Annotated in this window: 23 protein-coding genes and 3 pseudogenes; 23 read left to right on the forward strand and 3 right to left on the reverse strand. The window is 53.4% G+C overall.

The genetic code is table 11. The features are described 5' to 3' along the window. From rumA to eno, 7 genes and pseudogenes are all read left to right on the forward strand, one after another. Positions 1 to 136 (forward strand): annotated as a pseudogene (gene rumA / locus FDX22_RS02095) (23S rRNA (uracil(1939)-C(5))-methyltransferase RlmD); the annotation flags it as partial. A gap of 98 nt (positions 137 to 234) precedes the next feature. Beyond that, complete coding sequence (relA, locus tag FDX22_RS02100) at positions 235 to 2469, forward strand: GTP diphosphokinase (protein ID WP_115257597.1); 2235 nt, start codon at positions 235 to 237, stop codon at positions 2467 to 2469. Positions 2470 to 2564: 95 nt separating this feature from the next. Beyond that, on the forward strand, positions 2565 to 3356 hold the full coding sequence (gene mazG / locus FDX22_RS02105; RefSeq protein WP_117343141.1) for a nucleoside triphosphate pyrophosphohydrolase: 792 nt from the start codon (positions 2565 to 2567) through the stop codon (positions 3354 to 3356). A gap of 224 nt (positions 3357 to 3580) precedes the next feature. Further along, a pseudogene (pyrG, locus tag FDX22_RS02110) lies at positions 3581 to 3790 on the forward strand (CTP synthetase); the annotation flags it as partial. Positions 3791 to 3831: 41 nt separating this feature from the next. Next, entirely contained in the window at positions 3832 to 3948 is a 117-nt protein-coding gene (locus tag FDX22_RS32530; RefSeq protein WP_370316629.1) for a hypothetical protein, read from the forward strand. Further along, a pseudogene (gene pyrG, locus FDX22_RS02115) lies at positions 3906 to 5333 on the forward strand (glutamine hydrolyzing CTP synthase); the annotation flags it as partial. The gene FDX22_RS32530 and the pseudogene pyrG (FDX22_RS02115), both read left to right, overlap by 43 nt. A gap of 86 nt (positions 5334 to 5419) precedes the next feature. Continuing rightward, on the forward strand, positions 5420 to 6718 hold the full coding sequence (eno, locus tag FDX22_RS02120) for a phosphopyruvate hydratase (protein WP_115257599.1): 1299 nt from the start codon (positions 5420 to 5422) through the stop codon (positions 6716 to 6718). A gap of 55 nt (positions 6719 to 6773) precedes the next feature. Here eno and FDX22_RS02125 read toward each other — a convergent pair whose 3' ends face one another. After that, a complete protein-coding gene (locus FDX22_RS02125; protein WP_115257600.1) occupies positions 6774 to 7598 on the reverse strand; it encodes a MurR/RpiR family transcriptional regulator in 825 nt (274 codons plus the stop codon). A gap of 165 nt (positions 7599 to 7763) precedes the next feature. On the opposite strand from FDX22_RS02125, the gene FDX22_RS02130 reads away from it, so the two are divergent. The 3 genes from FDX22_RS02130 (at position 7764) to queE (ending at position 10752) form a co-directional block, all read left to right on the forward strand. Further along, a complete protein-coding gene (locus tag FDX22_RS02130; RefSeq protein ID WP_115257601.1) occupies positions 7764 to 9320 on the forward strand; it encodes a PTS transporter subunit EIIC in 1557 nt (518 codons plus the stop codon). Next, positions 9320 to 10009 (forward strand): N-acetylmannosamine-6-phosphate 2-epimerase, encoded by a 690-nt coding sequence (locus FDX22_RS02135; RefSeq protein WP_135911489.1) that lies wholly within the window; start codon positions 9320 to 9322, stop codon positions 10007 to 10009. Before FDX22_RS02130 ends, FDX22_RS02135 begins: the two co-directional genes overlap by 1 nt. Before the next feature lie 71 nt (positions 10010 to 10080). After that, positions 10081 to 10752: a 7-carboxy-7-deazaguanine synthase QueE gene (queE, locus tag FDX22_RS02140; protein WP_137400259.1), complete on the forward strand. Its 672-nt coding sequence runs from the start codon at positions 10081 to 10083 to the stop codon at positions 10750 to 10752. A 94-nt stretch (positions 10753 to 10846) separates the two neighbouring features. Here the strand turns inward: queE and queD are convergent, their stop codons facing one another. Beyond that, on the reverse strand, positions 10847 to 11209 hold the full coding sequence (queD, locus tag FDX22_RS02145) for a 6-carboxytetrahydropterin synthase QueD (protein WP_096755909.1): 363 nt from the start codon (positions 11207 to 11209) through the stop codon (positions 10847 to 10849). 305 nt (positions 11210 to 11514) lie between these two features. Here queD and cysJ point away from each other — a divergent pair, with 305 nt between their 5' ends. The 3 genes from cysJ (at position 11515) to cysH (ending at position 15844) form a co-directional block, all read left to right on the forward strand. Then, a complete protein-coding gene (cysJ, locus tag FDX22_RS02150; RefSeq protein ID WP_146716647.1) occupies positions 11515 to 13314 on the forward strand; it encodes an NADPH-dependent assimilatory sulfite reductase flavoprotein subunit in 1800 nt (599 codons plus the stop codon). Then, positions 13314 to 15026, forward strand: coding sequence for an assimilatory sulfite reductase (NADPH) hemoprotein subunit (cysI, locus tag FDX22_RS02155; protein WP_146716648.1), 1713 nt, complete (start codon positions 13314 to 13316; stop codon positions 15024 to 15026). The genes cysJ and cysI overlap by 1 nt, the downstream gene beginning before the upstream one ends. Before the next feature lie 83 nt (positions 15027 to 15109). Next, positions 15110 to 15844, forward strand: coding sequence for a phosphoadenosine phosphosulfate reductase (gene cysH / locus FDX22_RS02165; RefSeq protein WP_146716650.1), 735 nt, complete (start codon positions 15110 to 15112; stop codon positions 15842 to 15844). Positions 15845 to 15897: 53 nt separating this feature from the next. Here the strand turns inward: cysH and FDX22_RS02170 are convergent, their stop codons facing one another. Continuing rightward, positions 15898 to 16935 carry an aminopeptidase gene (locus FDX22_RS02170; protein ID WP_096755914.1) on the reverse strand — a complete coding sequence of 346 codons (1038 nt, stop codon included), beginning with the start codon at positions 16933 to 16935 and terminating at the stop codon, positions 15898 to 15900. A 254-nt stretch (positions 16936 to 17189) separates the two neighbouring features. On the opposite strand from FDX22_RS02170, the gene cysD reads away from it, so the two are divergent. From cysD to pcm, 10 genes are all read left to right on the forward strand, one after another. Next, a complete protein-coding gene (gene cysD / locus FDX22_RS02175) occupies positions 17190 to 18098 on the forward strand; it encodes a sulfate adenylyltransferase subunit CysD (protein WP_003034152.1) in 909 nt (302 codons plus the stop codon). 9 nt (positions 18099 to 18107) lie between these two features. Further along, positions 18108 to 19535: a sulfate adenylyltransferase subunit CysN gene (gene cysN, locus FDX22_RS02180; RefSeq protein WP_146716651.1), complete on the forward strand. Its 1428-nt coding sequence runs from the start codon at positions 18108 to 18110 to the stop codon at positions 19533 to 19535. Further along, complete coding sequence (gene cysC, locus FDX22_RS02185; RefSeq protein WP_115257610.1) at positions 19535 to 20140, forward strand: adenylyl-sulfate kinase; 606 nt, start codon at positions 19535 to 19537, stop codon at positions 20138 to 20140. Before cysN ends, cysC begins: the two co-directional genes overlap by 1 nt. Before the next feature lie 49 nt (positions 20141 to 20189). Continuing rightward, positions 20190 to 20513 (forward strand): DUF3561 family protein, encoded by a 324-nt coding sequence (locus tag FDX22_RS02190; protein WP_117343149.1) that lies wholly within the window; start codon positions 20190 to 20192, stop codon positions 20511 to 20513. Between the two features lie 219 nt (positions 20514 to 20732). Then, complete coding sequence (gene ftsB / locus FDX22_RS02195; RefSeq protein ID WP_003034163.1) at positions 20733 to 21044, forward strand: cell division protein FtsB; 312 nt, start codon at positions 20733 to 20735, stop codon at positions 21042 to 21044. Between the two features lie 18 nt (positions 21045 to 21062). Continuing rightward, positions 21063 to 21758 (forward strand): 2-C-methyl-D-erythritol 4-phosphate cytidylyltransferase, encoded by a 696-nt coding sequence (ispD, locus tag FDX22_RS02200; protein WP_096755919.1) that lies wholly within the window; start codon positions 21063 to 21065, stop codon positions 21756 to 21758. 139 nt (positions 21759 to 21897) lie between these two features. Further along, complete coding sequence (gene ispF, locus FDX22_RS02205; protein WP_096755920.1) at positions 21898 to 22377, forward strand: 2-C-methyl-D-erythritol 2,4-cyclodiphosphate synthase; 480 nt, start codon at positions 21898 to 21900, stop codon at positions 22375 to 22377. After that, on the forward strand, positions 22374 to 23423 hold the full coding sequence (truD, locus tag FDX22_RS02210; protein WP_115257612.1) for a tRNA pseudouridine(13) synthase TruD: 1050 nt from the start codon (positions 22374 to 22376) through the stop codon (positions 23421 to 23423). The genes ispF and truD overlap by 4 nt, the downstream gene beginning before the upstream one ends. Continuing rightward, entirely contained in the window at positions 23404 to 24165 is a 762-nt protein-coding gene (gene surE / locus FDX22_RS02215; protein ID WP_096755922.1) for a 5'/3'-nucleotidase SurE, read from the forward strand. Before truD ends, surE begins: the two co-directional genes overlap by 20 nt. After that, the gene (gene pcm / locus FDX22_RS02220; RefSeq protein WP_096755923.1) at positions 24159 to 24785 is read left to right on the forward strand and encodes a protein-L-isoaspartate O-methyltransferase; all 627 of its coding nucleotides are present in this window, start codon (positions 24159 to 24161) and stop codon (positions 24783 to 24785) included. Before surE ends, pcm begins: the two co-directional genes overlap by 7 nt. The last annotated feature ends 154 nt before the right edge of the window (positions 24786 to 24939 follow it).

Genomic DNA, 24939 nt, shown 5'->3' on the forward strand with positions numbered 1-24939 from the left:
CTGTAATCCTGCTACGCTGGCTCGTGACAGCGAAGCGTTACTCAACGCGGGATACACCATTCAGCGACTGGCGATGCTCGATATGTTCCCGCACACCGGACACCTGGAGTCAATGGTCCTGTTTGAGCATAGGTAATGAATCTTATACCCACTGGATTTCGGCGCGCAGTAGCCTGAAACCCAATGGGTACGGCTTGTCGACTTCGACAGGCCAGGCCCCTTAAGGAGAGGACGATGGTTGCGGTAAGAAGTGCACATATTAATAAAGCTGGTGAGTTTGATCCCAAAAAATGGATCGCCAGTCTGGGGATCACCAGCCAGCAGTCGTGTGAACGCTTAGCCGAAACCTGGGCGTATTGCCTGCAGCAGACACAGGGGCATCCGGATGCGGAGTTGCTGTTGTGGCGCGGTGTGGAGATGGTAGAAATTCTCTCTATGCTGAGTATGGATATGGACACGCTGCGGGCCGCTATGCTTTTCCCTCTGGCGGATGCCAACGTGGTCAGCGAAGACATCCTGAGCGAGAACGCGGGGAAGTCAATCGTCAATCTTATCCATGGCGTGCGTGATATGGCGGCGATACGTCAGCTGAAAGCCACGCATACCGATTCGGTCTCTTCCGAACAGGTTGATAACGTCCGCCGCATGCTGCTGGCCATGGTCGACGACTTCCGCTGTGTGGTCATTAAATTGGCGGAGCGTATCGCGCACCTGCGCGAAGTCAAGGACGCACCAGAAGACGAACGTGTACTGGCGGCAAAAGAGTGCACCAATATCTATGCGCCGCTGGCCAATCGATTAGGTATCGGGCAGTTAAAATGGGAGCTGGAAGATTACTGCTTCCGCTACCTGCATCCGGACGAATACAAGCGAATCGCCAAGCTGTTGCACGAACGCCGTATCGACAGAGAACACTACATTGATGAGTTCGTCGGTCACCTGCGTTCAGAGATGAAAATCGAAGGCGTGAAGGCCGAGGTGTACGGTCGTCCGAAACACATCTACAGCATCTGGCGCAAAATGCAGAAAAAGCAGTTGGCTTTTGATGAGCTGTTCGATGTGCGCGCCGTGCGCATCGTCGCCGAGCGGTTACAGGATTGCTATGCCGCACTGGGGATAGTACATACTCACTATCGGCATCTGCCGGACGAGTTCGATGATTATGTCGCTAATCCCAAACCCAACGGTTATCAATCAATCCATACGGTTGTGTTGGGGCCGGGTGGTAAAACCATCGAAATCCAGATCCGCACTAAACAGATGCACGAGGATGCCGAACTGGGTGTCGCGGCGCACTGGAAGTACAAAGAAGGTACCGCTTCAGGTGCGGCGCGTTCGGGTCATGAAGACCGAATTGCCTGGCTGCGTAAGCTGATCGCCTGGCAGGAAGAGATGGCTGACTCCGGTGAGATGCTCGATGAAGTCCGTAGCCAGGTCTTTGATGACAGAGTTTACGTCTTTACGCCAAAAGGCGATGTGGTGGACTTACCGGCGGGCTCGACGCCGCTTGATTTTGCTTACCATATCCATAGTGATGTCGGTCATCGCTGTATTGGTGCCAAAATTGGTGGGCGCATTGTGCCGTTTACCTACCAGTTGCAGATGGGCGATCAAATTGAAATCATCACCCAGAAGCAGCCAAACCCAAGTCGCGATTGGCTGAACCCTAACCTCGGGTACGTGACCACCAGCCGTGGGCGCTCCAAGATCCATGCCTGGTTCCGCAAGCAGGATCGCGACAAGAATATCCTCGCGGGCAGACAAATCCTTGATGATGAACTGGCGCACTTAGGCATTAGTCTGAAAGAAGCCGAAAAGCATCTGCTGCCGCGCTACAACTTTAACGAGCTGGAAGAGCTGCTGGCGGCGATTGGCGGTGGGGATATCCGTCTTAACCAGATGGTGAACTTCCTGCAATCGCAGTTTAACAAGCCGAGCGCCGCCGAGCAGGATGCCGCCGCGCTGAAGCAGTTGCAGCAGAAAACGCATGCGCCACAAAACCGCCGTAAAGATGATGGTCGCGTGGTGGTTGAAGGGGTAGGTAACCTGATGCACCACATCGCACGCTGCTGCCAGCCGATTCCTGGCGATGAGATTGTGGGGTTCATCACCCAGGGGCGCGGTATATCCGTGCATCGGGCGGATTGCGAACAGCTGGTAGAACTGCGTTCTCATGCGCCGGAGCGTATCGTCGATGCGGTTTGGGGCGAAAGCTACTCGGCGGGGTATTCGCTGGTGGTCCGCGTCCAGGCGAACGATCGTAGCGGTTTATTGCGCGATATCACCACCATCCTCGCCAATGAGAAGGTGAACGTGCTGGGGGTTGCCAGTCGTAGCGATACCAAACAGCAGCTTGCCACCATCGATATGACCATCGAAATCTATAATCTGCAGGTGCTCGGGCGCGTACTTGGCAAGCTCAATCAGGTGCCGGATGTGATCGACGCGCGTCGTCTGCACGGTAATTAATCATTTGTAGGCCGGATAAGGCGTGCCGCCATCCGGCAATATCACCATGCCCGATGGCGCTTTGCTTATCGGGCCTACGTTTTCAGGATCTTGTAATGAATCAAATCGACCGACTGCTCGGTATTATGCAGCGCCTGCGCGACCCGGAAAACGGCTGTCCGTGGGATAAAGAGCAGACTTTCGCCACCATCGCCCCCTATACCCTCGAAGAAACCTATGAAGTGCTCGATGCCATTGCGCGTGAAGACTTCGACGATCTGCGCGGAGAGTTGGGGGATTTACTGTTCCAGGTGGTGTTTTACGCGCAGATGGCACAGGAAGAAGGGCGCTTTAATTTTGATGATATTTGTGCGGCCATCAGCGATAAACTTGAACGCCGTCATCCGCATGTTTTTGCCGATGTTTCCGCCAGCAACAGCACTGAGGTGTTAACCCGTTGGGAGCAAATTAAAAGCGAAGAACGTGCGCAGAAAGCCCAACATTCCGCATTGGACGATATTCCCCGTAGTTTACCGGCGCTGATGCGCGCTCAAAAAATCCAGAAACGCTGCTCAAATGTTGGTTTTGACTGGAAGACGTTAGGACCGGTGGTCGACAAGGTTTATGAAGAGATCGACGAAGTCATGTTCGAAGCGAAGCAGGCCGTCGTCGACCAGGCTAAACTGGAGGAGGAAATGGGCGACCTGCTGTTTGCCACGGTCAATATGGCCCGCCATTTAGGCACAAAAGCCGAGACCGCATTACAGAAAGCGAACGAAAAATTTGAGCGACGTTTTCGTGAAGTTGAACGGATTGTTGCTGAACGCGGTCTGGAAATGACTGGTGTTGATCTGGAAACTATGGAAGAAGTCTGGCAACAGGTAAAACGCCAGGAAATTGATCTCTAAGGGGTTTCGTCGGTCAAGGGCGATTTGTGTGATTTTTTAAATAACAAGCGATTGATTTACGTCAAAAACATTTACCCCAAAGGGGCTATTTTCTCACTCCCGATGTTAATGTGAGCCTGGTGAAGAGGAGGAATAATGAAAGTTTGTGGCGCTCGCCATGTTCGGGTATACTACTTTCCCGTCTTGGTAATTCCATCGTTTCACCCTAACTTCTCAGGTCCAGCATGACAACGAACTATATTTTTGTGACCGGCGGGGTCGTATCCTCTCTGGGAAAAGGCATTGCCGCAGCCTCCCTGGCAGCCATTCTTGAAGCCCGTGGCCTCAATGTAACCATGATGAAACTGGATCCGTACATCAACGTCGATCCAGGTACTATGAGCCCAATCCAACACGGGGAAGTGTTCGTTACCGAAGACGGCGCTGAAACCGATNCCTGGACCTGGGTCACTATGAGCGTTTCATTCGTACGAAAATGAGCCGCCGTAACAACTTCACCACCGGTCGTATCTACTCCGACGTTCTGCGTAAAGAACGCCGTGGCGACNTCTGGACCTGGGTCACTACGAGCGTTTCATCCGCACCAAAATGAGCCGCCGCAACAACTTCACCACCGGTCGTATTTACTCTGACGTTCTGCGTAAAGAACGTCGTGGCGACTATCTGGGCGCAACCGTTCAGGTTATCCCGCACATCACGAATGCGATCAAAGAACGCGTTCTGGAAGGCGGTGAAGGTCATGATGTTGTTCTGGTCGAAATCGGCGGAACCGTTGGGGATATCGAATCTCTGCCGTTCCTTGAAGCGATTCGCCAGATGGCCGTAGAAATTGGCCGCGAACATACGCTGTTTATGCATCTGACGCTGGTTCCCTACATGGCAGCGGCAGGTGAAGTCAAAACTAAACCGACTCAGCACTCTGTAAAAGAGCTGCTTTCTATCGGTATTCAGCCAGATATTCTGATTTGCCGCTCCGATCGTGCTGTTCCGGCTAATGAACGTGCAAAAATTGCATTATTCTGTAACGTCCCGGAAAAAGCGGTGATTTCTCTGAAAGATGTCGATTCTATCTATAAAATTCCAGGCCTGTTGAAATCTCAGGGGCTGGACGATTATATTTGTAAACGATTCAGCTTGAACTGTCCGGAAGCAAATCTGTCAGAATGGGAACAGGTTATCTACGAAGAAGCCAATCCGGCAGGCGAAGTGACTATCGGTATGGTCGGCAAGTACATTGAGCTGCCGGATGCCTATAAGTCAGTTATCGAAGCGCTGAAGCACGGTGGTCTGAAGAATCGTGTCACCGTCAACATCAAGCTGATCGATTCGCAGGATGTTGAAACGCGCGGTGTTGAGATCCTGAAAGGTCTCGACGCTATCCTGATCCCAGGCGGCTTCGGCTACCGTGGTGTTGAAGGTAAAATCGCGACGGCACGCTTTGCGCGTGAGAACAATATTCCTTATCTGGGCATTTGCCTGGGTATGCAGGTAGCGTTGATTGAGTTTGCTCGTAACGTCGTGGGTATGGACAACGCCAACTCCACGGAATTTGTGCCAGACTGTAAGTACCCGGTGGTGGCCCTGATTACCGAATGGCGTGATGAAGACGGCAACGTCGAAGTCCGTACCGAGAAGAGCGATCTGGGCGGCACGATGCGCCTTGGTGCGCAGCAGTGTCAGCTGGACGACGAGAGTCTGGTGCGTAAGCTGTACGGCACGCCGACAATTGTTGAACGCCATCGCCATCGCTACGAAGTCAACAATATGCTGTTGAAACAAATTGAAGCTGCGGGTCTGCGTGTTGCAGGCCGCTCCGGTGATGATCAGTTGGTCGAGATCATTGAGGTACCGAATCATCCGTGGTTCGTGGCCTGTCAGTTCCACCCGGAATTTACTTCCACGCCACGTGATGGGCACCCGCTGTTTGCCGGCTTTGTGAAAGCCGCCAGTGAACATCAGAAGCGTCAGGCGAAGTAAGAAGTAAAAAGTTAGAACGGCAATGCACCCATCCGGGTGCATTGTTTGTCTGGAGTTTTAGTTTAACTTGTACTGAGGAAAACCTAATGTCCAAAATCGTTAAAATCATCGGTCGTGAAATCATCGACTCCCGTGGTAACCCGACTGTTGAAGCCGAAGTACACCTGGAAGGTGGTTTCGTTGGTATGGCAGCAGCGCCGTCAGGTGCTTCTACTGGTTCCCGCGAAGCACTGGAACTGCGCGATGGCGACAAATCCCGTTTCATGGGTAAAGGCGTACTGAAAGCGGTTGGCGCGGTAAACGGCCCAATTGCTCAGGCTCTGCTGGGTAAAGATGCTAAAGATCAGGCTGGCATCGACAAGATCATGATCGATCTGGACGGTACTGAAAACAAATCCAACTTCGGTGCAAACGCCATTCTGGCTGTGTCCCTGGCGAACGCCAAAGCAGCAGCTGCTGCTAAAGGCCTGCCGCTGTATGCACACATCGCAGAACTGAACGGTACTCCGGGCAAATTCTCTATGCCGGTTCCGATGATGAACATCATCAACGGTGGTGAGCACGCTGACAACAACGTCGACATCCAGGAATTTATGATTCAGCCGGTTGGCGCTAAATCCCTGAAAGAAGCCGTACGTATGGGTTCTGAAGTGTTCCACAACCTGGCTAAAGTTCTGAAAGCCAAAGGCATGAACACTGCAGTTGGTGACGAAGGTGGCTACGCGCCGAACCTGGGTTCCAACGCAGAAGCTCTGGCTGTTATTGCTGAAGCGGTTAAAGCAGCAGGCTACGAGCTGGGCAAAGACATCACTCTGGCGATGGACTGTGCAGCATCTGAATTCTACAAAGACGGTAAATACGTTCTGGCTGGCGAAGGCAACAAAGCATTCACCTCCGAAGAATTCACTCACTTCCTGGAAGAACTGACCAAACAGTACCCGATCGTGTCCATCGAAGATGGTCTGGACGAGTCTGACTGGGACGGTTTCGCATACCAGACTAAAGTACTGGGCGACAAAATCCAGCTGGTTGGTGACGATCTGTTCGTAACCAACACCAAGATCCTGAAAGAAGGCATCGACAAAGGCATCGTTAACTCCATCCTGATCAAATTCAACCAGATCGGTTCTCTGACCGAAACTCTGGCTGCGATCAAAATGGCGAAAGACGCTGGCTACACGGCTGTCATCTCTCACCGTTCTGGCGAAACTGAAGACGCAACCATCGCTGACCTGGCTGTTGGTACCGCTGCAGGCCAGATCAAAACCGGTTCTATGAGCCGTTCTGACCGCGTTGCTAAGTACAACCAGCTGATTCGTATCGAAGAAGCGCTGGGTGAACAAGCGCCGTACAACGGTCGTAAAGAGATCAAAGGTCAGGCGTAATCCTGCTCTTTAGCTCTTAACGTAAAAACCCGCTTCGGCGGGTTTTTTTATGTCTTTAAAGTAGCAGCGGCAGCGTCGCACTGGCGGTTTGCTGACTCACATCGCTGTACTTTTCATCCAGCGCGATAAGCGATGTGGTGAGCAATTCAACTAATAACATTACGCCCACTTTGGCATTGAGCGCCCCAGCGCTCAGCGGTCCTTCGGGTTTGGCTGCAACCAGTTGGATATCACTCAGTGAAGCCAGCGGACTGCGCGGCGTGTTGCTCAGTGCCAGTACGGGGACGCCATGCTTACGCGCAAGTTTAACGACATGAAGCAGATCGCGAGTGGAGCCTGAACTGGAAATTGCCACCACCAGCGAGTCTTTGGAAAGCGTAGTGGCATTCATGGCGGCACGATGCATGTCGCTGAACAGTTGTGCGGGCTTGCCCAGACGCAACAGTTTGTAATGCAGATATTCCCCCAGAATCGCACTGGCCGCCACGCCATAAATCTGTACCGACTGGGCCTGGTGCAGCGCGAGGGCGGCAGCTTCGAGTAATGTCCTGTCGAGTAATTTTGCGGTGTCCTGCAAGGCCTGCACGGATTCATTGACCACATTGTCAATCTCATCGCCGCCGTGTTCGATCGGCTGTCCGTGCTGGAGATCAAGCGCCAGCGCCATCTTAAATTCGTTATAGCCCTTACATCCTAGCGTGCGGCACAGACGCGTGACGCTGGCCTCGCTGGTGTCGCTTTCGCGCGCCAGTTCGGTAATCGTTAGATAGACAACTTTTGCCGGATCGCTCAGCACAAACTCACCCAGCTTCTGCTGTGTACGGCTGTATCCGTCTACGCCCTGGCGCAGTCTCAGCAGCAGGTTTTCATTTTCAGGCATGCAAAATCCTTAATACGTTTCTCTGGCGATAGTGTGGCGGAAAGCGGGGGAGAGATGCCAGTCATTTCAAAAAAGTATGATCGACTTCCAGAATTTTGATGATAATTTTCATTTATAAAATTATTTGTGGTAAAAATTTTCATCAATTGTCAGGGGAATGAAAAAATGATGAATATGTTTAGCGGCGCGTCGTCAGGGACGTGGTTTGAAAAGGCACAGCGGTTTGGCAAATCGTTTATGCTGCCAATTGCGATATTACCTGCTGCGGGGCTGTTACTGGGTATTGGTGGTGCATTATCAAACCCCAATACGTTGACGGCCTACCCGTTTTTAGATGTTGACTGGTTGCAGGCTATCTTCACTATCATGACCAGCGCGGGATCCATTGTGTTCGCCAACTTGTCGGTGCTTTTTGCGGTTGGTGTAGCAGTGGGCCTGGCGAAGACGGATAAAGGCACTGCGGGGCTTGCCGCGCTGCTGGCGTTTCTGGTGATGAATGCCACTATCAACGCTTTGCTGATCCTGAACGGGACGCTGGCGCATGAGAACCCAGGTGCTGTTGGTCAGGGAATGACGCTGGGTATCCAGACGCTGGAAACGGGTGTGTTTGGTGGTGTGGTGATAGGCCTTGTTACCTGCGCGCTGCACAGTCGCTTTAATAAAGTCTCGCTACCGCAGTTTCTGGGTTTCTTTAGCGGCTCGCGCTTTGTTCCGATCATTAGCTCGCTTGCGGCGATTGCAGTCGGTGCCGCAATGACGGTGGTCTGGCCCCATTTCCAGAAACTCATATTTGGACTGGGTGGCCTTGTTGATGCAACGGGTTATCTGGGAACGCTGTTGTACGGTTTTATCCTGCGTATGCTTGGTCCACTGGGTCTGCATCATATCTTTTATCTGCCATTCTGGACGACGGCACTCGGTGGCAGTGAAATCGTTAACGGCCAATTAGTGGAAGGCACACAACGTATTTTCTTCGCTCAGCTTGCCGATCCGAACACTCAGCAGTTCTATGTGGGTACCTCCCGCTTTATGTCCGGGCGCTTCATTACCATGATGTTCGGTCTGCTTGGGGCATGTCTGGCGATGTACCACACGGCGAAGTCAGAGAACAAAAAAGTTGTCGCGGGTCTGCTGCTGTCTGCTGCGCTGACTTCCTTCCTGACCGGCATCACTGAGCCTATTGAGTTCTCCTTCTTGTTCGTGGCACCCGTGTTATATGTCATTCACGCCTTCTTCGATGGCCTGGCATTTATGATTGCCCATATTTTACATATCACCATCGGGCAAACCTTCTCGGGAGGACTGATCGATTTCATCCTCTTTGGCGTATTGCAGGGCGAAGCGAAAACCAACTGGATGTACGTGCCTATGGTGGGCGTGCCGTGGTTCTTCCTGTACTACTTCACCTTCCGCTATTTGATCAACCGCTTTGGCTGGATGACGCCGGGTCGTGAGAACGCAACGTTAGTAGAAAATGCGTTGCCTCAAAGCGAACGTGCCGCAGCAGTGGTTGCCGGACTGGGGGGCAAAGAGAATCTGGAAGAGGTGGATTGTTGCGCCACGCGACTACGCGTGACGGTGAAAGATGGCAGCAAGGTTGATGAAGCCGCACTGAAAGCAACCGGGGCGCGTGGCGTGATTATTCGTGGCAATGGTGTTCAGGTGATTTATGGCCCGCACGTCACCATTATCAAAAATGAAGTTGAAGAGATTTTATCGTAATGAAAACTGTACTGGATACGCTGAAAGGTAAGTTAATTGTCTCCTGTCAGGCGCTGGAAAATGAGCCTCTGCACAGCCCGTTTATCATGTCACGGATGGCATTGGCGGCAGCACAGGGAGGGGCTGTCGGTATCCGTGCGAACAGCGTCGTGGACATTCGCGCCATTAAAGAAAGCGTCGCACTGCCGATCATTGGCATCATCAAACGTGATTATCCGGGTAGCGACGTGTTTATCACCGCCACTATGAAGGAAGTGGATGAGTTAATGACCGTTGAGCCGGAAATTATTGCCCTTGATGCGACTGCGCGCCCACGTCCAGGTGGGCAAACGCTGGACGCGTTGGTTATGCAGATTCGCGCGCGCTACCCATCTGTGCTGTTGATGGCGGACATCGCCAGCGTAGACGAAGCCGTCACCGCAGAACGACTGGGTTTTGACTGCGTGGGTACGACGCTTTATGGCTACACGGCAGAGACGCGTGGGCATGTGCTCGCGGATAACGACTGTGGTTTTTTACGTGAGGTACTGGCTGCAGTCAGCCTGCCGGTAGTGGCAGAGGGGAATGTCGACACCCCTGAACGGGCTGCACACTGTCTGGCATTAGGCGCGCATACCGTAGTGGTTGGGGGCGCAATCACCCGTCCGCAACAAATAACGGCACGCTTTGTCACGGCGATCGCCTCGTAAAGCAACGATCGGGCATGATACTTTGGCGGGGATCTGCGATAATTATCGTTTATCCCCACATTGAGAAGACTATGCAGTACCCGATTAATGAGATGTTCCAGACCCTGCAAGGTGAGGGTTATTTTACCGGCGTCCCCGCCATTTTTATTCGTTTACAGGGATGCCCGGTTGGCTGTGCCTGGTGCGATACCAAACACACCTGGGATAAGCTTGAGGATCGGGAAGTCTCGCTTTACAGCATCCTGGCCAAGACTAAAGAGAGTGATAAATGGGGCGCGGCGAGCAGCGAAGATCTGCTGGCTGTGATTCAGCGTCAGGGCTATACCGCCCGTCATGTGGTGATCACCGGTGGTGAACCCTGCATTCACGACCTGATGCCGCTGACTGACTTGCTGGAAAAAAATGGCTTTAGCTGCCAGATTGAAACCAGCGGCACGCATGAAGTCCGCTGTACGCCGAACACCTGGGTGACTGTCTCTCCCAAGGTGAATATGCGCGGCGGCTATGACGTGTTATCTCAGGCGCTGGAACGCGCCAATGAAATCAAGCATCCGGTAGGGCGTGTTCGCGACATTGAAGCACTGGATGAACTGCTGGCGACGTTGACCGATGATAAGCCGCGCATCATTGCTTTACAGCCGATCAGTCAGAAGGATGATGCCACGCGCCTGTGTATTGATACCTGCATTGCGCGTAACTGGCGTCTGTCGATGCAAACGCATAAATATCTGAATATTGCCTGATAAATTTTGCCGGGTGCGCTTCGCTTGCCCGGCCTACGCTTGTAGATACGTGTAGGCCGTATAAGGCGCTCCGCCATCCGGCAATGACTCTGAATCACTCGCCGCGATAGACGCAGCCCGCCGTACAGGTCTCTTTTACCATCACCGCGCTCAGCAGCGGAACCAGCGGTTTCATCTCATCCCAGATCCACTTCGCCAGTACTTCACTGGTCGGATTCTCAAGACCCGGAATATCATTCAAATAGTAGTGATCAAGGCGATTGTACGTCGGCTTAAATGCCGCTTTTAACTCGGAAAAGTCCATAATCCAACCGGTATGGGGATCGACTTCACCCGTAATTTCAAGACGCACCATAAATGAGTGACCATGCAGACGGCCACATTTGTGCCCTTCTGGTACGTGCGGCAGGTGGTGAGCGGCTTCGAAGGTGAAATCTTTAAACAGGGTGGTGGACATTATCTACTCTCAAGAATGCAAAAAACCGCCGTAGGGTACCTTATAATACGAATTTTATCATTAGTTAAACGGGCGCTGAGTATCCTGACAGTGCATTCATGCAATCAATATCAAATAACTAGTTATATATCATATGGTTATTAAATCTGTTTTGCCGTTAATAACTATAGCTAAAACAGGTTAGTCCATTTGGTTATTTGTTATTTCTATCCCTTCTTTAATTGTTACTATTCTCGCCGTTAACCTTATCTTCAGTTTGGGTTTTATTGCTTAAATCCGCTTTGCTTACTGGAACATGACAACGCATGACGACACAGGCCCCACTTTCCGCTTTGCTTCCGCTAAACCCGGAACAGCTGGCACGCCTTCAGGCGGCCACGACCGATCTCTCGCCCGCGCAGCTTGCGTGGGTTTCTGGCTATTTCTGGGGCGTGCTGAATCAGCAGCCGGGCGCTAATGCGGTTATTCCTGCACCTGCTGCCGAAATGCCGGGGATCACGCTCATCTCCGCCTCGCAGACCGGTAATGCGCGCCGTGTGGCGGAAGCCCTGCGTGACGATCTTATTGCCGCGAAGCTCAATGTCACCCTGATCAATGCCGGCGACTATAAATTTAAAAATATTGCCAACGAGAAATTGCTGGTCGTGGTGGCCTCGACGCAGGGAGAGGGTGAGCCGGCGGAAGAAGCGGTGGCGTTGCATAAATTCCTGTTCTCTAAAAAAGCGCCGAAACTTGAAAATACCGCCTTCGCCGTGTTTGGCCTTGGCGATACCTCTTATGAGTTTTTCTGCCAGTCTGGCAAAAACTTCGACAGCAAACTGGCGGAGCTTGGCGGTGAACGCTTGCTGGATCGTGTAGATGCAGATGTTGAATATCAACCGGCAGCTGCGCAGTGGCGCGCCCGTCTGGTTGATGTGTTGAAGGCACGAGCGCCTGCTGTACCTTCTGTACAGACCGCTGCGAGCGGTGCGATTAACGAGGTGCATACCAGTCCGTACACTAAAGAAGCGCCGCTTAGCGCGTCGCTTTCCGTGAATCAGAAAATCACCGGTCGTGACTCCGAAAAAGACGTGCGTCATATCGAAATCGATCTGGGCGATTCCGGCCTGCGCTATCAGCCCGGCGACGCGCTCGGCGTGTGGTATCAAAACGATCCGGCGCTGGTCAAAGAGATTGTTGGACTGCTGTGGCTGAAAGGCGACGAGCCGGTCACGGTTGATGGCAAATTGCTACCGCTTACCGACGCGCTGCAGTGGCACTTCGAACTGACGGTTAACACAGCCAATATTGTAGAAAATTACGCCACCTTAACGCGCAGTGAAACGTTGCTGCCGCTGGTGGGCGATAAAGCGCAGTTGCAACACTATGCCGCCACCACGCCTATCGTCGACATGCTGCGCTTTTCTCCGGCGCAGCTGGACGCGGAAGCGTTAATCGGTCTACTGCGTCCGTTGACCCCGCGCCTGTACTCAATAGCCTCCTCACAGGCGGAAGTCGAAAGCGAAGTACACGTGACCGTCGGTGCCGTGCGGTTTGACGTCGAAGGCCGTGCGCGTGCCGGCGGAGCCTCGAGCTTCCTCGCCGACCGCGTTGGCGAAGAAGGTGAAGTACGTGTGTTCATTGAACATAACGACAACTTCCGTCTGCCAGCCAATCCTGAAACACCGGTCATTATGATTGGGCCGGGGACGGGAATTGCACCGTTCCGCGCCTTTATGCAGCAGCGTGCTGCCGACGAAGCGACAGGTAAAAACTGGCTGTTCTTTGGCAATCCGCACTTTACCGAAGATTTCCTCTACCAGGTGGAGTGGCAGCGCTACGTCAAAGAGGGCGTACTTACCCGGATCGATCTCGCCTGGTCACGCGACCAAAAAGAAAAAGTCTACGTACAAGATAAACTGCGCCAACAAGGTGCGGAACTGTGGCGCTGGATTAATGACGGGGCGCACATTTATGTCTGCGGCGACGCCAATCGCATGGCGAAAGACGTTGAGCAGGCTTTGCTGGAAGTGATTGCCGAATTCGGTGCGATGGATACCGAAGCGGCGGATGAATTTTTAAGTGAGCTGCGCGTTGAGCGCCGTTATCAGCGAGATGTCTACTAATGAGTGAAAAACATCCAGGGCCACTGGTGGTCGAAGGTAAGCTGTCCGACGCTGAACGTATGAAGCTGGAAAGCAACTATCTGCGCGGCACCATTGCGGAAGATTTAAATGACGGCCTCACCGGCGGTTTTAAAGGTGATAACTTTCTGCTGATCCGTTTTCACGGTATGTACCAGCAGGATGACCGCGATATTCGCGCCGAGCGCGCCGAGCAGAAGCTGGAGCCGCGTCATGCGATGCTGCTGCGCTGCCGTCTGCCGGGCGGGGTCATCACCACTAAACAATGGCAGGCGATCGATAAGTTTGCTCATGACAACACGATTTACGGCAGCATCCGTCTGACCAACCGTCAGACCTTTCAGTTTCACGGCATTCTGAAGAAGAACGTCAAGCCGGTGCATCAGATGCTCAACTCGGTCGGACTGGACGCGCTGGCGACCGCCAACGACATGAACCGTAACGTGTTGTGTACCTCCAACCCGTACGAGTCCGAGTTACACGCGGAAGCCTACGAGTGGGCGAAGAAAATCTCTGAACACCTGTTGCCGCGCACCCGGGCGTATGCAGAGATTTGGCTGGATCAGAAAAAAGTCGCCACCACCGATGAAGAGCCGATCCTCGGTCAAACTTATCTGCCGCGTAAGTTCAAAACGACGGTGGTTATTCCGCCGCAGAACGATATCGATCTGCATGCCAACGACATGAACTTCGTCGCGGTAGCAGAAAACGGCAAACTGGTGGGGTTCAACTTGCTGGTTGGCGGTGGGCTGTCTATTGAGCACGGTAACAAGAAAACCTACGCGCGTACCGCCAGTGAATTTGGCTATTTGCCGCTGGAGCACACGCTGGCCGTTGCGGAAGCGGTGGTGACCACCCAGCGCGACTGGGGTAATCGTACCGACCGTAAAAACGCCAAAACCAAATACACGCTGGAGCGCGTCGGCGTTGAGACCTTTAAGGCAGAAGTGGAACGCCGGGCGGGTATCAAATTTGAATCGATTCGCCCGTATGAGTTTACCGGTCGCGGCGATCGTATCGGCTGGGTGAAGGGCATCGACAAAAAATGGCACCTGACGCTGTTTATTGAGAATGGTCGTATTCTGGATTATCCGGGACGTCCGCTGAAAACCGGGTTGCTGGAGATAGCAAAGATCCACAAAGGCGAGTTCCGTATTACCGCCAACCAGAACCTGATCATTGCCGGTGTGCCGGAAAGTGAAAAGGCGAAGATCGAGAAAATTGCGCAGCAGAGCGGCTTAATGAATGCCGTGACTCCGCAGCGTGAAAACTCGATGGCCTGCGTCTCGTTCCCGACCTGTCCGCTGGCGATGGCGGAAGCAGAGCGCTTCCTGCCGACGTTTATCGACAGCATTGACGCTCTGATGGCGAAATACGCGTTGAGCGACGAAAACATTGTGCTGCGCGTGACGGGCTGCCCGAACGGTTGTGGTCGTGCCATGCTGGCAGAGGTCGGCCTGGTCGGGAAAGCGCCGGGACGTTACAACCTGCACCTGGGGGGTAACCGTATCGGGACGCGTATTCCACGGATGTTCAAAGAGAACATCACCGAGACAGAAATTCTGGCCTTGCTGGATGAACTGATTGGGCGCTGGGCAAAAGAGCGTGACGCGGGTGAAGGCTTCGGCGATTTTACGGTGCGTGCGGGCATTATTCGCCCGGTGCTCGATCCCGCCCGGGATTTCTGGGAATAATGTGAAACTGACTTATTGGGTCTACTGAATTTGTAGGCCTGATAAGCGTAGCGCCATCAGGCAAGGCAAACAGCGAGGAACTTATGTCCAAACTCGATCTCAACGCGTTGAACGCACTGCCAAAAGTTGAGCGCGTCATGGCGTTGGCACAAACCAACAGCCAGCTGGAGAAACTGAGCGCGCAGGATCGCGTGGCGTGGGCGCTGGAGAATCTACCCGGCGACTACGTGCTCTCTTCGAGCTTTGGTATTCAGGCGGCGGTTAGCCTGCACCTGGTGAATCAGATTCGCCCGGATATCCCGGTGATCCTTACCGATACCGGCTATTTGTTCCCGGAAACCTACCAGTTTATTGACGAGTTAACGGACACGCTCAAACTTAATCTGCAGGTTTACCGGGCAAAAGAGAGTGCCGCCTGGCAGGAAGCGCGCTATGGCAAACTGTGGGAACAGGGCGTTGAAGGCATTGAGAAATACAATGACATCAACAAAGTCGAGCCGATGAACCGGGCGCTGCAAGAACTCAATGCGCAAACCTGGTTTGCCGGCCTGCGTCGTGAGCAATCCGGCAGTCGTGCCCATTTGCCGGTACTGGCTATCCAGCGTGGCGTGTTCAAACTGCTGCCGATCATCGACTGGGACAACCGCACGGTGTACCAGTACCTGCAACAACACGGGCTGAAGTATCATCCGCTGTGGGAGCAAGGCTATCTGTCGGTAGGCGATACCCACACCACTCGTAAATGGGAACCGGGCATGGCGGAAGAAGAGACGCGCTTCTTCGGACTGAAGCGGGAGTGCGGATTGCACGAAGGGTAATCGGTAACAGGCCCGGTAAGCATCTGCATGCTACCGGGCAGGATACGGGTGAATTAGCCCGCCTTTGCCAGCTCTTTGACCAGTGGCAGCATAATGCGTACCACGTCGCGACTGCGGTGCTCAATACGGCCGGGTAACGCTTTATCAATATGCTGCTGGTTATCCAGTCGAACGTCGTGCCAGCTGTTGCCTGCAGGGAATGAGGCGGTTTTGGCTCGCTGCTGATAGCCGTCTTTATTACCCAGATTCCAGTTGGTGGCTTCGACGGAGAGCACGGCAATCCCCGCTTTGTCGAACACCTCCGCATCGTTACAACATCCAGTGCCTTTCGGGTAGTTCTTGTTCAGACCGGGATTAGTGCTGGCGGAGATACCGCGACTGCGTGCAATAGCCAGCGCCCGGTCGCGCGTGAGCTTACGAACCGCTTCAGGTGTTTTTTGCCCGCTGTTGAAATAGAGCTTATCGCCGACGATCAGGTTATCGAGATTAATCACCAGCAGCGTATTTTTCTTCTCGGCGGCGCTCATGCGTTTGAGTACGTTCTCTGCGCCGAGCTTGCCTTCTTCTTCTCCGCTGGTGGCGATAAAGCGGATGCCGTACTCGGTCGGGACATTCTTGAGTTTTTCTGCCAGTTCCAGCATCACGCCGAGACCCGCCGCGTTATCGTCAATCCCTTGCAGCGTTAATCCACCGAGATTGGCATCGGAGTCGGCATCGCTTTGCGGCGCGTAGGTATCAAGGTGCGCCATAATAATAATCTGCTGCGGTGCCTTACCTTCATGTGCTGCAATTACCGTGCTACCCGTTACGTTATGCCAGTTTTTATGGTTATTTTTGGCGGTATACACATAGCGGCTATTAAACGTCCGAATATCACTGCTGTATCCCATCTGCTGAAACTGCTGACGTAAATAATCGGCAGACAACATTTCTGCAGGCGAGCCCGTCACGCGGCCAGGAAAAAACGTTGCAATATGGCGGGCCTGGAAGTTGGCGATATCTCCGGGCTTCGAAGAGGTTGCCTGTGCGGGAAGGATAAAGCACACGCCGAGCGCCAGGGCAGCAGGAAAGTGGCGCAATGCGGAAAACATAGTGAGTCCTTAAATACCAAGCATAAATTTTTACCCGCTAGTATGAAACCGTGATCGGGGTAAAACAATTTCATTTGCTCCTAAATGCCCGAAATCCGGCGGCTTAAGCACTTTTTGATATTTGCTTTTCCAGATCGTTATTCCTTTGAGGAACTACTCATTCCAATTCGTAATTTCATTCGTTCTCTTGCCCTCCCTATAGTCGAGTTATCTGAGCATCGTTAGAACAATAACGGCATTACATAGGAACGGTTATGGATCAAAAACGACTTACCCACCTGCGGCAACTGGAAGCGGAAAGCATCCATATTATTCGTGAGGTGGCCGCCGAGTTTTCTAATCCGGTGATGATGTATTCCATCGGCAAAGACTCCAGCGTAATGCTGCATCTGGCGCGCAAAGCGTTTTATCCCGGCACGCTGCCGTTCCCGTTGCTACATGTGGACACCGGCTGGAAATTCAGCGAGATGTATGAATTCCGTGACCGTACAGCCAAGGCCTACGGCTGTGAGTTGTTGGTGCATAAAAACCCGGAAGGGGTGGCGATGGGGATTAACCCGTTTGTCCACGGCAGCGCCAAGCATACCGACATCATGAAAACCGAAGGGCTGAAGCAGGCGCTGAACAAATACGGCTTTGACGCCGCGTTCGGTGGTGCCCGCCGCGATGAAGAGAAATCGCGTGCCAAAGAGCGAATTTATTCCTTCCGCGATCGTTTTCATCGCTGGGACCCGAAAAACCAGCGTCCGGAACTGTGGCACAACTACAACGGGCAGATTAACAAAGGCGAAAGCATTCGCGTGTTCCCGCTTTCGAACTGGACTGAACAGGATATCTGGCAGTACATCTGGTTGGAAAATATCGACATTGTACCGCTGTACCTGGCCGCGGAGCGCCCGGTGCTGGAACGTGATGGCATGCTGATGATGATCGATGACGACAGGATCGATCTGCAACCCGGTGAGGTTATCAAAAAACGCATGGTGCGTTTCCGCACGCTTGGCTGCTGGCCGCTTACCGGCGCCGTGGAGTCAAACGCGCAGACGCTGCCGGAAATTATCGAAGAAATGCTGGTCTCAACCACCAGTGAACGTCAGGGCCGCGTGATTGACCGCGACCAGGCGGGCTCCATGGAGCTGAAGAAACGTCAGGGGTATTTCTAAGGAGCCGCCATGAACACGACACTTGCACAACAAATTGCTAATGAAGGCGGCGTTGAAGCCTGGATGGTTGCCCAGCAACACAAAAGCCTGCTGCGCTTTTTAACCTGCGGCAGCGTGGATGACGGGAAAAGCACGCTGATTGGCCGCCTGCTGCACGACACGCGCCAGATTTACGAAGATCAGCTCTCAACGCTGCATAACGACAGCAAACGTCATGGTACCCAGGGTGAGAAACTGGATCTGGCGCTGCTGGTTGACGGGTTACAGGCCGAGCGTGAGCAGGGGATCACCATCGACGTGGCCTACCGCTATTTCTCCACGGAGAAACGCAAATTTATTATTGCCGATACGCCAGGGCATGAGCAGTACACCCGGAACATGGCCACCGGTGCGTCCACATGCGATCTGGCGATCCTGCTGATTGATGCACGTAAAGGTGTGCTGGACCAGACTCGCCGCCACAGTTTTATCTCCACGCTGTTGGGGATCAAACATCTGGTGGTGGCGATCAATAAAATGGATCTGGTGAGCTTCAGCGAAGAAACATTTACCCGCATTCGCGAAGATTATCTGACCTTTGCCGAACAGTTGCCGGGCAATCTGGATATTCGCTTTGTGCCGCTTTCTGCGCTGGAAGGCGACAACGTGGCCTCCCAGAGTAAAAACATGCCATGGTATAGCGGCCCGACGCTGCTGGAGGTACTGGAAACGGTAGAGATCCAGCGGGCTGTTGATGCCCAACCGATGCGTTTCCCGGTACAGTATGTGAATCGCCCGAACCTGGATTTTCGTGGTTATGCCGGAACTCTTGCCTCCGGTCGCGTAACGGTAGGCCAGCGAATCAAAGTGCTGCCGTCTGGCGTTGAATCAAGCGTCGCGCGGATCGTCACCTTTGACGGCGACCTCCAGGAAGCGCATGCGGGCGAAGCGATTACTCTGGTACTGAAAGATGAAATCGACATCAGCCGTGGCGACCTGTTGCTGGATGCTCGCGAAGTGTTGCCTGCGGTACAGCATGCTGCCGTTGACGTGGTATGGATGGCGGAACAACCGCTGTCGGAAGGTCAGAGCTATGACATCAAAGTCGCGGGCAAAAAGACGCGTGCCCGCGTAGATAACGTGCAGTATCAGGTTGATATCAATAACCTGACTCAGCGTGAGGTCGACGCGTTGCCGCTGAATGGTATTGGCCTGGTTAATTTGACGTTTGATGAACCGCTGGTACTGGATACCTATCAGCATAACCCAGTGACGGGCGGCCTGATTATTATTGACCGCCTGACCAACGTCACTGTGGGGGCGGGACTGATCCGCGAACCCATCGAGCAGCAACAGGCCACGACATCCCCGTTCAGCGCGTTTGAACTGGAACTGAATGCACTGGTGCGTCGTCACTTCCCGCACTGGAATGCACGCGATTTGCTGGGAGGAAAGTAATGGCGCAGCATGACGAAAACGTCGTCTGGCATGCCCATCCCGTTACGCCGCAACAGCGAGAGCAACGCCACGGTCACCGTGGTGTTGTGCTGTGGTTTACCGGGCTCTCCGGCTCGGGTAAATCGACGGTGGCAGGGGCGCTGGAAGAAGCACTATACAATCTGGGCGTCAGTACCTATCTGCTGGATGGCGACAATGTGCGCCATGGCCTGTGCAGCGATCTGGGTTTTAGCGACGCCGATCGCAAAGAGAACATCCGGCGGGTGGGGGAAGTCGCTAGCCTGATGGTGGATGCCGGGCTGGTGGTGCTGACGGCATTTATCTCCCCGCATCGCGCTGAGCGGCAAATGGTCCGCGAGCGCGTCGGCGAGGGGCGTTTTATCGAGGTGTTTGTCGATACGCCGCTGGCGACATGCGAAGCCCGCGATCCGAAAGGGCTGTATAAAAAAGCGCGAGCGGGTGAACTGCGCAATTTCACCGGAATTGACGCGGTGTATGAAGCGCCTGAATCGCCAGAGATTCACCTTGATGGTGAACAATTGGTAACAAATTTGGTTCCTCAATTATTAGACCTGCTGAGGCAGCAAGATATTATCAGATCCTGAGACATCCCCGAGCTTATCGGCTTGGTCAGTCAAGGTCACAGGATTAGCTATGCGTAACAGCCATAACATTACTATTGCAGAGTCAGACACCTTCAATGCCGACGACGAAACCATCTGGTCACTACCGGGGGCCGTGGTCGGTTTTGTGGCGTGGTTGCTGGCGCTGGGCATTCCATGTCTTATGTATGGCCCTAACACGCTGTTTTTCTTCCTCTATACCTGGCCGTTTTTCCTTGCATTGCTGCCTGTCGCGATTGTGGCGGGAATAGCCCTGCACTCGTTATTGAAGGGACGATTGTTCCTGAGCATGACGTGTACCCTGCTGACGGTGGGGCTGATGTTTGGGGCATTGTTTATGTGGCTGCTGGGCTAGGTTATCTCCCTTCTCTTTATATGGCTACTGAGGCTGAAACGCGGACTGGTCATAATTCAAACCGTAACCAACAATGAGATTATGTTCTCCTTACACGGGGTATACGTAACAACGAGCAAATGTGGTACATTTGCCCGCGTTGTCGCGGTATTCCCGCCTGTAGACGGAGAGTCGTCTGCGGATGTTTTGGGATGATGATGCCGTTTTTCAGGGGGCAGGATGGGTAAACTAACGCTGCTGTTGCTGGCTTTATTGGTCTGGCTTCAGTATTCGCTGTGGTTCGGTAAGAACGGCATACATGACTATAGCCGCGTCAACGATGATGTGGCTGCGCAGCAAGCGACAAATGCGAAACTTAAAGCGCGTAACGATCAGCTGTTTGCCGAAATTGACGATCTCAATGGCGGTCAGGAAGCGATTGAAGAGCGTGCGCGCAACGAACTCAGCATGACCAAGCCGGGCGAAACCTTTTATCGTCTGGTGCCTGACGCGTCTAAACGCGCTCAGACTGCAGGGCAAAACAATCGATAAACCAGCCAAGGATTTAACATGGCAGCCACTTTATTGGACGTTTGCGCCGTGGTACCGGCTGCCGGATTTGGCCGCCGAATGCAATCGGAGTGTCCTAAGCAGTATCTCTCCATCGGCAATAAAACCATTCTTGAACACTCGGTTGCTGCGCTACTGGCGCATCCCCGGGTGACGCATGTCGTCATTGCTATCAGCCCTGGCGACAGCCGCTTTGCAGAACTTCCTCTGGCAGCGCACCCGCAAATCACCGTGGTGGATGGCGGCAATGAGCGCGCCGATTCAGTGCTGGCCGGTTTGCAGGCCACCGGAAATGCCCGCTGGGTGCTGGTGCATGATGCAGCCAGACCGTGCCTGCATCAGGACGATTTATCTCGTTTACTGGCGATAAGCGAAACCAGTCGTACAGGTGGGATCCTTGCCGCACCGGTGCGCGATACCATGAAACGCGCGGAACCGGGCAAAACTGACATTGCCCATACGGTCGAACGTACTGACTTATGGCACGCGTTGACGCCGCAGTTTTTCCCCCGCGAGTTATTACACCACTGCCTGGCCCGAGCACTCAACGAAGGCGCGACCATTACTGATGAGGCCTCGGCGCTGGAATATTGCGGCTTTCATCCACAGCTTGTCGAAGGACGCGCTGATAATATTAAAGTTACTCGTCCGGAAGATCTGGCGCTTGCGGAATTTTATCTGACCCGAAGAATCTAGACACAAAATCATTCAAGCTGCATCGAGGCGGCAACTGAGTGAATCCCCAGGAGCTTACCTAAGTAAGTGACTGGGATGAACAAAGGCAGCCAACAAAGAGGCCGCTTGAAGGATGATGTGTATATCAGGAGAATGCATAATGCGAATTGGACACGGTTTTGATGTACACGCCTTTGGCGGCGTAGGCCCAATTATCATTGGTGGCGTGCGCATCCCGTACGAAAAGGGGCTGCTGGCGCATTCTGATGGCGACGTCGCGTTACATGCGCTGACTGATGCGCTGCTGGGCGCGGCAGCGCTGGGCGATATCGGTAAACTGTTCCCGGACACCGATCCGGCCTTTAAAGGGGCAGATAGCCGCGAATTATTACGTGAAGCCTGGCGTCGTATTCAGGCCAAAGGCTACACGCTCGGCAATGTGGATGTGACCATTATTGCGCAGGCACCGAAGATGCTGCCGCACATTCCACAAATGCGCGTGTTTATTGCCGAAGATCTTGGCTGTCATATGGATGATGTTAACGTGAAAGCGACCACCACGGAGAAACTCGGTTTTACCGGGCGTGGGGAAGGGATTGCCTGTGAAGCGGTGGCGTTACTCATAAAGGCTGCAAAATGACAGAGTTTGAAAATCTGACGTATCTCCACGGTAAACCGCAGGGCCGTGGCGTATTGAAGGCGAATCCAGAAGACTTTGTGGTGGTCGAAGATTTAGGCTTTGAACCGGACGGAGAAGGCGAACACGTTCTGGTACGCATCCTTAAGAACGGCTGTAACACTCGTTTTGTCGCCGATGCACTGGCAAAGTTTTTGAAAATTCATGCCCGTGAAGTCAGCTTTGCCGGGCAGAAAGATAAGCATGCGGTCACTGAACAGTGGCTGTGCGCGCGCGTGCCGGGCAATGTCATGCCTGATTTAAGCAAATTTGAGCTTGAAGGCTGTAAAGTGCTGGAGTACGCCCGTCACAAGCGTAAGCTGCGTTTAGGTGCCCTGAAAGGTAACGGCTTTACGGTGGTGCTGCGTGAAGTCAGCGATCGCGCTGACGTTGAAGCACGTTTGCAGGCTATTCTCGAGCGCGGCGTACCGAACTATTTTGGTGCCCAACGTTTTGGCATCGCCGGCAGTAACCTGCAAGGGGCGCTGCGCTGGGCGCAAAGCGATGCACCGGTGCGCGATCGCAATAAACGCAGTTTTTGGTTGTCGGCAGCCCGCAGCGCGTTGTTTAATCAAATAGTCAATGAACGATTGAAAAAAACAGACTTTAATCAAGTTGTTGACGGCGATGCGCTACAATTGTCTGGACGCGGAAGCTGGTTTGTTGCCACTCCTGAAGAACAGGCTGAATTACAGCGTCGCGTTAATGAAAGAGAGTTAATGATTACAGCGGCATTACCCGGCTGCGGTGAGTGGGGAACTCAGCGCGATGCGCTGGCGTTTGAACAGGCCGCCATTGCCGATGAAAGCGTGCTGCAGTCTTTATTATTGCGTGAGAAAGTCGACGCATCGCGTCGCGCTATGCTGCTGTACCCACAACAATTAAGCTGGAACTGGTGGGATGACGTAACCGTTGAGTTACGCTTCTGGCTACCGGCAGGTAGCTTTGCCACCAGTGTAGTAAGGGAACTTATTAACACAACGGGTGATTATGCGTATATTGCTGAGTAACGATGATGGGGTCCACGCGCCCGGTATACAAACGCTGGCGAAAGCGCTGCGTGAGTTTGCTGACGTACAGGTAGTTGCCCCGGATCGTAACCGCAGTGGCGCGTCTAACTCGCTGACGCTGGAATCTTCGCTTCGCACCTTCACCTTTGAAAACGGTGATATCGCCGTGCAAATGGGCACGCCTACCGACTGCGTCTATCTGGGCGTAAACGCGTTAATGCGTCCGCGTCCGGACATCGTAGTTTCCGGGATTAACGCTGGTCCTAATCTGGGTGACGATGTTATCTATTCTGGAACCGTTGCGGCAGCGATGGAAGGCCGGCACCTGGGCTTTCCCGCGCTGGCGGTCTCACTGGATGGTCATAAACACTACGATACCGCAGCCGCGATTACCTGCCGCATTTTACGTGCGCTGAGCCGCGAACCGCTGCGTACCGGGCGTATTCTGAATATCAACGTCCCGGACTTGCCGCTGGATCAGATTAAAGGTATTCGCGTTACCCGCTGCGGCAGTCGCCATCCGGCGGATCAGGTTATTCCACAGCAGGACCCGCGCGGTAACACGTTGTACTGGATTGGGCCGCCGGGCGAAAAATGCGATGCCGGGCCGGATACTGACTTTGCTGCCGTCGATGAAGGCTATGTTTCTGTCACGCCGCTGCATGTTGATTTAACCGCATACGGCGCGCATCAGGTTGTTTCTGATTGGTTAGACAGCGTGGGAGTCGACACGCAATGGTAAGCAGACGCGTACACACTCTTCTTGAACAATTACGTGCGCAGGGCATCAGAGATGAGCTTGTCCTTGATGCGCTCGCCGCCGTGCCGCGTGAAAAATTCATTGATGAGGCGTTTGAACATAAGGCCTGGGAAAACATCGCCCTGCCCATTGGTCAGGGGCAGACGATTTCGCAGCCTTATATGGTCGCACGTATGACCGAGTTGCTTGAGCTGACGCCACAATCGCGGGTGCTGGAAATCGGCACCGGTTCCGGTTACCAGACAGCGATTCTGGCGCATCTGGTGCAGCATGTGTGTTCTGTCGAGCGCATTAAAGGTTTGCAGTGGCAGGCGCGTCGTCGTCTGAAACAGCTTGATTTACATAATGTTTCGACCCGTCATGGTGATGGATGGCAAGGCTGGCAGGCACGAGCGCCGTTTGACGCCATCATTGTGACAGCAGCACCGCCGGAAATCCCTACCGCGTTAATGACGCAGTTGGATGAAGGCGGCATTCTCGTCTTACCCGTGGGCGACGAGCACCAGTATTTGAAACGGGTGCGTCGTCGGGGAGGCGAATTTATTATCGATACCGTGGAGGCTGTACGCTTCGTACCCTTAGTTAAAGGGGAGTTAGCGTAGATATAGGTTCTGAATACCTGGAGTTTTCCTGGATATTCTGGAATTAGTAAGCGTATCGTGGTCACGTTTTCCAGTGTCCAGCCCGATGCCTTGCACGGTGATTACGTCACTGGTTGTTAACCAAATTTTCCTGGGGGATAAATGAGCGCGGGAA

Origin of the sequence: Citrobacter sp. TBCS-14 (assembly GCF_005280805.1) — a bacterium.
Taxonomy (GTDB): Bacteria; Pseudomonadota; Gammaproteobacteria; order Enterobacterales; family Enterobacteriaceae; genus Citrobacter; species Citrobacter gillenii.

Coding starts and splice junctions, on each gene's coding strand:
- relA (WP_115257597.1), top strand. CDS start 235: ATGGTTGCGGTAAGAAGTGCACATATTAATAAAGCTGGTGAGTTTGAT.
- mazG (WP_117343141.1), top strand. CDS start 2,565: ATGAATCAAATCGACCGACTGCTCGGTATTATGCAGCGCCTGCGCGAC.
- eno (WP_115257599.1), top strand. CDS start 5,420: ATGTCCAAAATCGTTAAAATCATCGGTCGTGAAATCATCGACTCCCGT.
- FDX22_RS02125 (WP_115257600.1), bottom strand. CDS start 7,598: ATGCCTGAAAATGAAAACCTGCTGCTGAGACTGCGCCAGGGCGTAGAC.
- FDX22_RS02130 (WP_115257601.1), top strand. CDS start 7,764: ATGATGAATATGTTTAGCGGCGCGTCGTCAGGGACGTGGTTTGAAAAG.
- FDX22_RS02135 (WP_135911489.1), top strand. CDS start 9,320: ATGAAAACTGTACTGGATACGCTGAAAGGTAAGTTAATTGTCTCCTGT.
- queE (WP_137400259.1), top strand. CDS start 10,081: ATGCAGTACCCGATTAATGAGATGTTCCAGACCCTGCAAGGTGAGGGT.
- queD (WP_096755909.1), bottom strand. CDS start 11,209: ATGTCCACCACCCTGTTTAAAGATTTCACCTTCGAAGCCGCTCACCAC.
- cysJ (WP_146716647.1), top strand. CDS start 11,515: ATGACGACACAGGCCCCACTTTCCGCTTTGCTTCCGCTAAACCCGGAA.
- cysI (WP_146716648.1), top strand. CDS start 13,314: ATGAGTGAAAAACATCCAGGGCCACTGGTGGTCGAAGGTAAGCTGTCC.
- cysH (WP_146716650.1), top strand. CDS start 15,110: ATGTCCAAACTCGATCTCAACGCGTTGAACGCACTGCCAAAAGTTGAG.
- FDX22_RS02170 (WP_096755914.1), bottom strand. CDS start 16,935: ATGTTTTCCGCATTGCGCCACTTTCCTGCTGCCCTGGCGCTCGGCGTG.
- cysD (WP_003034152.1), top strand. CDS start 17,190: ATGGATCAAAAACGACTTACCCACCTGCGGCAACTGGAAGCGGAAAGC.
- cysN (WP_146716651.1), top strand. CDS start 18,108: ATGAACACGACACTTGCACAACAAATTGCTAATGAAGGCGGCGTTGAA.
- cysC (WP_115257610.1), top strand. CDS start 19,535: ATGGCGCAGCATGACGAAAACGTCGTCTGGCATGCCCATCCCGTTACG.
- FDX22_RS02190 (WP_117343149.1), top strand. CDS start 20,190: ATGCGTAACAGCCATAACATTACTATTGCAGAGTCAGACACCTTCAAT.
- ftsB (WP_003034163.1), top strand. CDS start 20,733: ATGGGTAAACTAACGCTGCTGTTGCTGGCTTTATTGGTCTGGCTTCAG.
- ispD (WP_096755919.1), top strand. CDS start 21,063: ATGGCAGCCACTTTATTGGACGTTTGCGCCGTGGTACCGGCTGCCGGA.
- ispF (WP_096755920.1), top strand. CDS start 21,898: ATGCGAATTGGACACGGTTTTGATGTACACGCCTTTGGCGGCGTAGGC.
- truD (WP_115257612.1), top strand. CDS start 22,374: ATGACAGAGTTTGAAAATCTGACGTATCTCCACGGTAAACCGCAGGGC.
- surE (WP_096755922.1), top strand. CDS start 23,404: ATGCGTATATTGCTGAGTAACGATGATGGGGTCCACGCGCCCGGTATA.
- pcm (WP_096755923.1), top strand. CDS start 24,159: ATGGTAAGCAGACGCGTACACACTCTTCTTGAACAATTACGTGCGCAG.